4 protein-coding genes and 1 pseudogene (1 of these 5 cut by a window edge) are annotated in these 9,149 nt (G+C 40.5%); 3 read left to right on the top strand and 2 right to left on the bottom strand.

From position 1 onward, the window contains the following. Nucleotides 1–20: 20 nt before the first annotated feature. Nucleotides 21–1,355, bottom strand: a complete 1,335-nt coding sequence (nhaD, locus tag N8A89_RS03845; RefSeq protein WP_281541064.1) for a sodium:proton antiporter NhaD — start codon at nucleotides 1,353–1,355, stop codon at nucleotides 21–23. Nucleotides 1,356–1,688: 333 nt separating this feature from the next. Here nhaD and N8A89_RS03850 point away from each other — a divergent pair. The 3 genes and pseudogenes from N8A89_RS03850 to N8A89_RS03860 all read left to right on the top strand — a co-directional run bounded on the left by N8A89_RS03850 (nucleotide 1,689) and on the right by N8A89_RS03860 (nucleotide 9,130). After that, nucleotides 1,689–2,830, top strand: a pseudogene (locus tag N8A89_RS03850) (acyl-CoA dehydrogenase). 316 nt (nucleotides 2,831–3,146) lie between these two features. Then, nucleotides 3,147–7,655 (top strand): glutamate synthase large subunit, encoded by a 4,509-nt coding sequence (gltB, locus tag N8A89_RS03855; RefSeq protein WP_289644957.1) that lies wholly within the window; start codon nucleotides 3,147–3,149, stop codon nucleotides 7,653–7,655. Nucleotides 7,656–7,663: 8 nt separating this feature from the next. Then, complete coding sequence (locus N8A89_RS03860; RefSeq protein WP_281541065.1) at nucleotides 7,664–9,130, top strand: glutamate synthase subunit beta; 1,467 nt, start codon at nucleotides 7,664–7,666, stop codon at nucleotides 9,128–9,130. 8 nt (nucleotides 9,131–9,138) lie between these two features. Here the strand turns inward: N8A89_RS03860 and N8A89_RS03865 are convergent, their stop codons facing one another. After that, nucleotides 9,139–9,149, bottom strand: partial view of a sulfatase gene (locus N8A89_RS03865; RefSeq protein WP_289644958.1) — the 3' portion only. 1,579 nt of this gene lie beyond the right edge of the window; 11 of the gene's 1,590 nt are visible here — the last part of the coding sequence; its start codon lies off the right edge, out of view; the stop codon is at nucleotides 9,139–9,141.

Here is a 9,149-nt window from a genome sequence, read left to right on the forward strand (position 1 = left end):
ACGGTATTTAATCGATTAAATTATCCGTGAAGCACAAAATCTCTTAATAAAATAAAAACACCCGCACCGCTAATAAATCCGATGAAAGCCAACCATGCAATTTTTTTCAGATACCAGAAGAAGTCTATTTTTTCCATACCCATGGCGACGACGCCGGCAGCCGAGCCAATGATCAACATACTACCGCCGGTACCGGCCGAATACGCAATAAAATGCCACAACGGGCTATCCAAGGATTCCCCAAACATTCCCATACTAGCAGCTACCAAAGGCACATTATCAATTACGGCAGAGCCTACACCAAATAACATCACTACGATATCGGTATTGGGAATGGCTTCGTTCAGACTTGCCGCATAATGGAAAAGTAGCCCCAAAGATTCCAAAGCCGCAACTGCCAATAATATTCCCAAGAAAAACAAAATACTTGGTAATTCTATTTTGGACAGGGAATTGTGAACGGGACTGTGATGTCCTCCGGCTTCATGTTCACCTCCATCAATAGTAGATATGCTAAACTTTTTATTACTATATATCTCTGCAAAAGTAGCTACAACGGCAAGTGACAACATCATACCAACATAGGGTGGTAAATGCGTAATGGTTTTAAAGAACGGTACAAATACGATTGATCCTAACCCAAGATATAGCATTATAGATCCATACTTGGATTTAGGTTCCTCTGCTGCGAAGTCGCCATCTATTACACCTTTAAATGCTTTATAATTTCCAGCAACCAAAACCGGAATTACCATACATACGATGGAAGGTATAAGTACATGTATTACCAACTGGCCTGCCGTAACCTTGTTTGCTATCCATAACATGGTCGTGGTAACATCACCAATGGGTGACCACGCTCCACCGGCATTGGCGGCAATAATTATCATACCCGCAAACCAAAGCCGTGTGTTACGGTCACTGATTACCTTTTGTAGTATGGTTATTAAAACTATGGTCGCCGTAAGGTTGTCTATAATGGCAGATAATATGAAAGCCAAAATTGAGAACAACCAAAGTAATTTCTTTTTACTCCTGGTACGTATATATCCTTTTATAGTAGCGAAACCGTCAAAATAATCTATTATCTCAACGATGGTCATAGCTCCAATAAGGAACACCAGAATCTCCGCTGTTTTTCCAAGATGATGCAATAGAATTTCATCAATATGCGAAGGTTCCAGCTCTCTTAGTTCTGCATTTACCTCAAAAACAGACATATGGTTCAGCGCTATGATTGCCCAAAGTATAGCCATCATTGCTAGCGCAGGAATTAGTTTATCTATTTTAAGGTTATGCTCTAATGTAATTGCCAGATAGCCTGCCAAAAATACTATGATAATTATGGTTTCCATATTCAGTTGGTTTTATGCTTAATTTTCCACTTACACTTTCAAAAAAGTGTATTCAATTTTTCAATTGAAAGTGTTTAAAGATATTAAATTTGTCTTTGTTTTCATGATCTTGACAATATTTAACCGGAGATATTTGAAACTCATGGTTTTAGACTTAAAAAATTAATTTTAAAAACTCCCCTTTACTCAAAATCACGGTGTGTAAATTATTTGTGTTTCTATATTTGGACTGTTAAAAACTAACAAATAATTATGAGACCCAACCGCCGCCCCTATAGAGAAAATAGGATGGATAACCGTATATTTGCGCTAATAATAATAAGTCTACATATCATGAATTTTTCCTTAAGCGAAGAGCAAGAATTAATCCAACAAGCCGCAAAAGATTTTGCCCAAAACGAACTGTTGCCTGGAGTCATTGAAAGGGATGAAAAACAAGAGTTTCCAAAAGAAGAGGTTAAAAAAATGGGTGAACTAGGTTTTCTTGGAATGATGGTAGATCCCAAATATGGCGGAAGTGGACTTGATACCTTGTCCTATGTTTTGGTAATGGAGGAATTGTCAAAGATAGATGCCTCGTCATCAGTAATTGTATCCGTGAACAATTCACTCGTTTGCTGGGGATTGGAAACATTTGGTACAGCTGCCCAAAAAGAGAAGTATCTTACAAGGCTGACCACTGGTGAAGCAATCGGTGCTTTCTGTCTATCGGAACCAGAAGCGGGAAGTGACGCCACGTCACAAAAAACGACTGCAATCGATAAAGGAGATCACTATATTCTCAACGGAACGAAAAATTGGATTACCAACGGTAGTTCTGCCGAAATCTATTTGGTTATCGCGCAGACCGATAAAGAAAAAAACATCGGGGAATTAATGCACTAATTGTTGAAAAGGGAGCCGAAGGATTTGAAATCGGGCCAAAAGAAAATAAATTAGGAATTAGGGGTAGCGACACCCATTCCTTAGTTTTTAATGATGTTAAGGTTCCAAAGGAAAATAGGATCGGAGAAGATGGTTTTGGATTCAAATTCGCAATGAAGACACTTGCGGGAGGTAGAATTGGTATCGCCGCTCAGGCCTTGGGTATTGCCGCCGGAGCCTACGAATTGGCGCTGAAATATTCCAAAGAACGAAAGGCATTCGGAACTGAGATTAGCAACCACCAAGCTATTGCCTTCAAATTAGCTGATATGCATACCCAGATTCAGGCCGCTAGGCATTTAGTCTATCAAGCCGCATGGGACAAGGACAATGACAAAGATTATGACCTATCTGGGGCCATGGCCAAATTGTATGCTTCTCAAATAGCCATGGAAACCACGGTAGAGGCTGTTCAAATACACGGTGGAAACGGTTTTGTAAAAGACTATCATGTGGAACGTTTAATGCGTGATGCAAAGATTACCCAAATTTACGAAGGCACTTCGGAGATTCAGAAAATAGTAATTTCCAGAAGTATTCTGAAATCCTAATACTGGATTTTATAACATATACCCCCAATTATTTTGGAATCCATCAAGATAAAGCACCAATAAGCTTGTTACCCCCTTAATATTTAACAGGATTTTTGTGATAACTTAAACTTTAGCAAGATTACCCCTCTATCTGGGCAGAGGGATGTCTTTTTATGTTCTAATTTTATCAATCCGATAAATTGAGCATACTAAAAATATCATATTCAATATTTTTTAAGAATTATTTGAAAACGTTGAATAATTTATTGATAAAATGATTTATCAATGAATATTATTCATTAAAAATGATATTTTTGAGTAAATACCGTAAATTATGAAATTGAAAAAACAAGGATTATATCTGCCCGAATTTGAACATGATAATTGTGGCGCCGGGTTTATATGTAGTTTGAAAGGTAAAAAATCGAATGATATCATCCATAAGGCTTTAGAAATTTTAGCACGGTTGGAACATAGGGGTGCGGTAAGTGCAGATGGTAAGACAGGTGACGGTGCTGGTATTCTTATCGATATTCCCCATGATTTTTTTCAAGCGGTATGTGATTTTAATTTACCTGAGCCGGGTCAGTATGCGGTAGGTAACATATTCTTCCCTCGGAAAGAAAATCAACGAAATTTTTGTATTTCCGTTTTTGAGGAAAATATAGAGAAACAAGGATTGAAGCTTCTTGGCTGGAGAGATGTACCTGTTAATCGTTCCGTGCCTGGCAGAATTGCTACTGAAACTGAGCCATTTGTAAAACAGCTGTTCATTGCTAAGGAAACCGAAGAACAGACTTATTTCGAATTTAATCTCAAGTTGTATATAGCTAGAAAGGTTACGGAGAATACTATCATTAATTCCAAACTGTCGGAACACAAGTTTTTTTACGTCCCCAGCCTTTCTACGAAAATTATCATTTTTAAGGGATTGTTGATGCCATTGGACATTAGTTTGTACTATTCTGATTTGATGGATTCCAGGGTGGTTACCAGATTAGCGTTGGTACATCAGCGATTCTCTACCAACACTTTTCCCACATGGGATTTGGCCCAACCTTTCAGGTACATGTGCCATAACGGTGAGATTAATACCTTGAGAGGGAACGTCTCTAGAATGTTTTCTCGGGAGGAGTTACTGGAAAGTGACCTTTTTGGTCCTGAAATAAAGAATATCCTACCAATCATTTTGAGGGGGAAATCGGATTCTGCCACTATGGATATGGTAGTGGAGCTACTCCTAATGACCGGACGCTCACTGCCCGAAGTCATGATGATACTGGTACCCGAGGCCTGGGAAAAAAATGAGGAAATGTCCGAGACCAAAAAAGCGTTCTATGAATACCATTCCTGTATGATGGAACCTTGGGACGGACCTGCCTCTATTCCTTTTACTGATGGAAATTATATTGGCGCCGTACTGGATAGAAACGGATTACGACCGTCAAGATATTCTGTGACCAAGGATGACTATGTTGTGATGTCTTCGGAAACTGGAGTGGTCGAAATTGCACCGGAAAATGTAGAATTTCATGGAAGGCTAGAACCTGGAAAAATGTTCTTGGTGAACATGGAAGAAGGAAGAATTGTTAATGATGAGGAAATAAAGGAAAATATTGCCAAAAAACATCCCTATAAAAAATGGCTTCAGAATAACCTGGTCCACTTAAAGGACATTCCGTACAATGATTGTCCCCTGTTTATAGGCGAGGAGACCTTGGAAAAAAGAAAGTCTGTTTTCGGATATACCCTTGAGGATATCAACACCATAATTTTACCTATGGGCAAAACAGCTAAAGAACCCATAGGATCCATGGGTTCGGATACTCCCATCGCCGTATTATCGGAAAGACCACAACTTATCTATAACTATTTCAAACAACTATTCGCACAGGTAACCAACCCACCGTTAGATGGCATACGAGAGGAATTGATAACGGACATTAGTCTTACGCTGGGTAGCGACCATAATATATTTGAATTTTCAGAACTGCACTGTAGAAAATTAAAAATCCAAAACCCTGTTATTTCTAAAGAGGATTTGGATAAAATCAAAAACTATGATGTCAGCCCAGACTATAAGGTTGTTTCTATTCCCATTCTTTATCCCATTGAACAAGGTCATAATGGTCTGGAGGACGCCCTTCAATCTGTATTGGACCAAGCATCACAAGCGGTGGACGATGGCACCAATATCATCATATTGTCGGATAGAAATATTAATGAGAAAAATGCCCCTATACCAGCCTTATTAGCCTGTTCTTTTGTCAACAGTGGCTTACAGAAACTAGGAAAACGTTCCAATTCTAGTATTATCATAGAATCTGCGGAACCAAGGGAAGTACATCATTTTGCTTTGTTATTTGGTTTTGGTGCCAGTGCCGTAAATCCTTATTTGGTAAACGAAATTATTTCCGAACAAATTGAGGAACATGACATTACCGAAATCTCATTTGACGAGGCCATAAAAAATTACAATAAGGCAATAGGCAAGGGAATCCTTAAAGTGATGAATAAAATTGGAATCTCTACGCTTAACTCTTATCGGGGATCTCAGCTTTTTGAATGTATTGGCATCAATACCAAAGTAGTGGACAAATACTTCCCGAACACGCCAACACGTATACAAGGGATAGGTCTGTATCAAATAGAAAAAGAAATTGCCAAACGCCATTCAAAGACCTATAGTAATAAGTCAGTTGCAGCTACTCTCGATTTAGAAATTGGGGGTGAATACAGATGGCGACGGGACGGTGAAAAACATATGTTCAATCCAATTTCTATCGCAAAGCTCCAAAAATCCGTCAGGAACAATGAGCCGGACACCTATAAGGAATTTTCCAAAATGGTCAACGAGCAATCACAAAGTTTGATGACCATTAGGGGCCTTTTTGAGTTTTCTAATTACGACCCCATTCCTTTGGACGAGGTAGAACCATGGACAGAGATTGTTAAACGATTTAAGACCGGCGCCATGTCCTATGGCTCTATCAGTAAGGAAGCCCATGAAAATTTGGCAATCGCCATGAATCGTATAGGTGGTAAGAGCAATTCTGGAGAAGGTGGTGAAGATGAAGAACGTTTCTATAAGAATGCTACGGGCGACTGGAGAAATAGCGCCATTAAACAAGTGGCATCAGGAAGGTTTGGGGTTACCTCCAATTACCTAACGAATGCCAAGGAGATTCAGATAAAAATGGCACAGGGTGCAAAGCCAGGTGAAGGAGGCCAATTACCAGGCCCTAAAGTGAATCCTTCCATAGCGAAAACGAGAAACTCTACACCTTATGTTGGGCTTATTTCACCCCCACCCCATCATGATATCTATTCTATCGAAGATTTATCCCAATTAATTTACGATTTAAAATCAGCCAATAGAAAAGCTCGTATAAATGTAAAATTAGTTTCGGAAGTAGGTGTCGGTACGGTCGCAGCCGGTGTTGCAAAAGCTAAGGCCGATGTAGTACTTATCTCTGGGTTTGACGGAGGCACAGGCGCATCTCCATTAACATCGCTGAAACATGCGGGACTTCCTTGGGAATTGGGGATTGCCGAGGCGCAGCAGACCTTGGTTTTGAATGATTTAAGGAACAGGATTATACTGGAATGTGACGGACAGCTTAAGACAGGTAGGGACGTCGCGGTGGCCTGCTTATTAGGTGCAGAAGAATTTGGATTTGCCACAGCTCCACTGGTAGCCTCAGGATGCATTATGATGCGTGTATGTCATTTGAATACATGTCCCGTAGGTATTGCTACGCAAAATCCAGAGCTGCGTAAAAAGTTTGAGGGTAAACCGGAACATGTAGTAAACTATATGTATTTCGTGGCACAGGAACTTAGGGAGATCATGGCCCAATTGGGCTTTAGGACCATCAATGAAATGGTAGGACAGGTTCAAAAACTAGACCGTAGGAAAGCACTGGAGCACTACAAAGCTGCAGGTATAGACTTGACTCCTATCCTACATCAGATAGATGTTCCAAAAGGAACCAAACTCTACAACACCGAACGACAAAAACATGACGTGGATAAGTCCATCGAATTTGATATTATAGCGAAAGCCAACCCGTCACTGTTTAGAAAAGAGAAATTGACTTTGGATTATCCTATCCATAATACAGATAGGGCGGTAGGTGCTATTATTAGTAATGAAATTTCAAAAACTTACGGAGCCGAAGGTCTTCCTATAAACACTTTGAGATTGAATTTTACAGGTTCTGCAGGACAGAGCTTCGGAGCATTTGCAACCAGAGGCCTCACAATGATAGTTAATGGAAACACTAATGATTATCTGGGCAAAGGACTCTCAGGAGCAAAACTTGTTGTAAAGGTCCCGGAGAAATCCACGCTTGTTCCGGAAGAAAACGTGATCACCGGCAATGTAACCCTGTATGGTGCAACGGCAGGTAGGGCATACATTAATGGGAAAGCCGGAGAACGATTCTGTGTACGAAACTCGGGGGCAAAAGCCGTTGTCGAAGGTATTGGCGATCACGGTTGCGAGTATATGACCGGAGGTATTGCCGTAATTTTAGGTGAAGTGGGAAGAAACTTTGGTGCTGGAATGAGCGGTGGAATCGCTTATGTGTTAGATCAGAACAAAACGTTCAAGAAAAGATGTACTGGAGATGGATTAAATCTTTTGGAGGTAACTGAGGACAATGACGTTAAGCAACTGAAGGATTTAATTGAGAGTCATTACAACGCTACACAGAGTCCTTTAGCACAAAGGATTTTAGAAAATTGGGAATCCTTTTTACCTAAATTCATTAAGGTTTTACCGGAGGAATATAGGCAAGCATTGATACGTCTAGAAGAAGAAAAATTACAAACAATATAAATCGAAACATGGGAAAGATAACGGGATTTTTGGAATTCGATAGAAAAGTAGAAGCTTACGCTCCTGTGGAGGAGCGTGTAAAACACTACAGAGAGTTTACGGTACCCTTAGAAGAAAAAGATTTAAAGGAACAGGGAGCAAGATGTATGGACTGTGGCATACCATTCTGTCACAGTGGGTGCCCCTTGGGCAACCTCATTCCCGATTTTAACGATGCGGTATACAGGGGAAAATGGGAAAAGGCAGCCAGTATTCTGCACTCAACCAATAATTTTCCTGAATTTACAGGTAGGCTTTGCCCAGCACCTTGTGAAGAAGCCTGTGTTCTTGGAATAAATGAAGATCCAGTTTCTATTGAAAATATAGAAAAAAACATTGTGGAGACTGCGTTTGAAAAAGGGTGGGTTACGGCCAATACTCCACAGAAACGAACAGGAAAAAGGATAGCAGTTGTAGGTTCCGGTCCAGCTGGGTTGGCAGCGGCCCAACAATTGAATAGAGCTGGACATACGGTCACGGTCTTTGAAAGGGATGAAAAGCCGGGAGGTCTCCTTCGTTATGGGATTCCGGATTTTAAAATGGAAAAACATATAATTGATAGAAGATTAAAAGTTCTAGAAGCGGAAGGCATAGTGTTTCAATGCGGTGTTGAAATAGGAAAGGACATCAAAGCTAACGAGCTAAAAGCTGATTTTGATGCTATCGTACTTTGTGGTGGTGCAACGGTGAAAAGAAGACTTCCTATCGAGGGTTCGGACTTGAACGGTGTGGTTCAGGCCATGGATTTCCTCCCTCAAAACAATAGGCGTGTAGATGGTGTAAAAGAATTTAAAAAAGAGATATTGGCAACCGGTAAGGATGTGGTAGTCATTGGAGGAGGAGATACCGGGTCGGATTGTATCGGTACGTCCTTTAGACAAGGTGCAAAATCAGTCTCGAATTTTGAGATTATGCCAATGGCGACTACTACTAGGCCTGAAGACCAGCCTTGGCCATTTTGGCCTATGCGCTTGCGAACTAGCTCTTCTCACAAAGAAGGTGCTGAACGTTTTTTTAGTATTTCTACTAAGAAATTTATCGGGGATAAAGATGGTAATCTAAAGGGATTGGTCACTGCAGAAGTAGAATGGGTAAAAGTGCCTGGACAAAGACCACAATTGAAAGAAATAGAGGGCACCGAAAAAGAATGGAAATGTGAGTTGGCCTTATTAGCCCTAGGTTTTACTGGATCGGAAATGACGGTAGCCGAACAACTTAACTTGGAAGCAGACCAAAGGACCAATATAAGGGCAAGTGAAAATAATTATCAGACAAACATTCCCGGGGTATTTGTAGCTGGTGATCAGCGCAGAGGACAATCTTTGATTGTATGGGCGATTTCCGAAGGACGGCAAGCCGCTTACCATGTGGATACTTTTTTAATGGGTGAATCAGCTCTCCCTTTAAAGGGTGAAGGGGATTTACCGAGGGCGTAGCACTAAAATCAATCTTTCA

The organism is Maribacter aestuarii (assembly GCF_027474845.2).
Lineage (GTDB): Bacteria > Bacteroidota > Bacteroidia > Flavobacteriales > Flavobacteriaceae > Maribacter > Maribacter aestuarii.

Coding starts and splice junctions, on each gene's coding strand:
- nhaD (WP_281541064.1), bottom strand. CDS start 1,355: ATGGAAACCATAATTATCATAGTATTTTTGGCAGGCTATCTGGCAATT.
- N8A89_RS03860 (WP_281541065.1), top strand. CDS start 7,664: ATGGGAAAGATAACGGGATTTTTGGAATTCGATAGAAAAGTAGAAGCT.
- gltB (WP_289644957.1), top strand. CDS start 3,147: ATGAAATTGAAAAAACAAGGATTATATCTGCCCGAATTTGAACATGAT.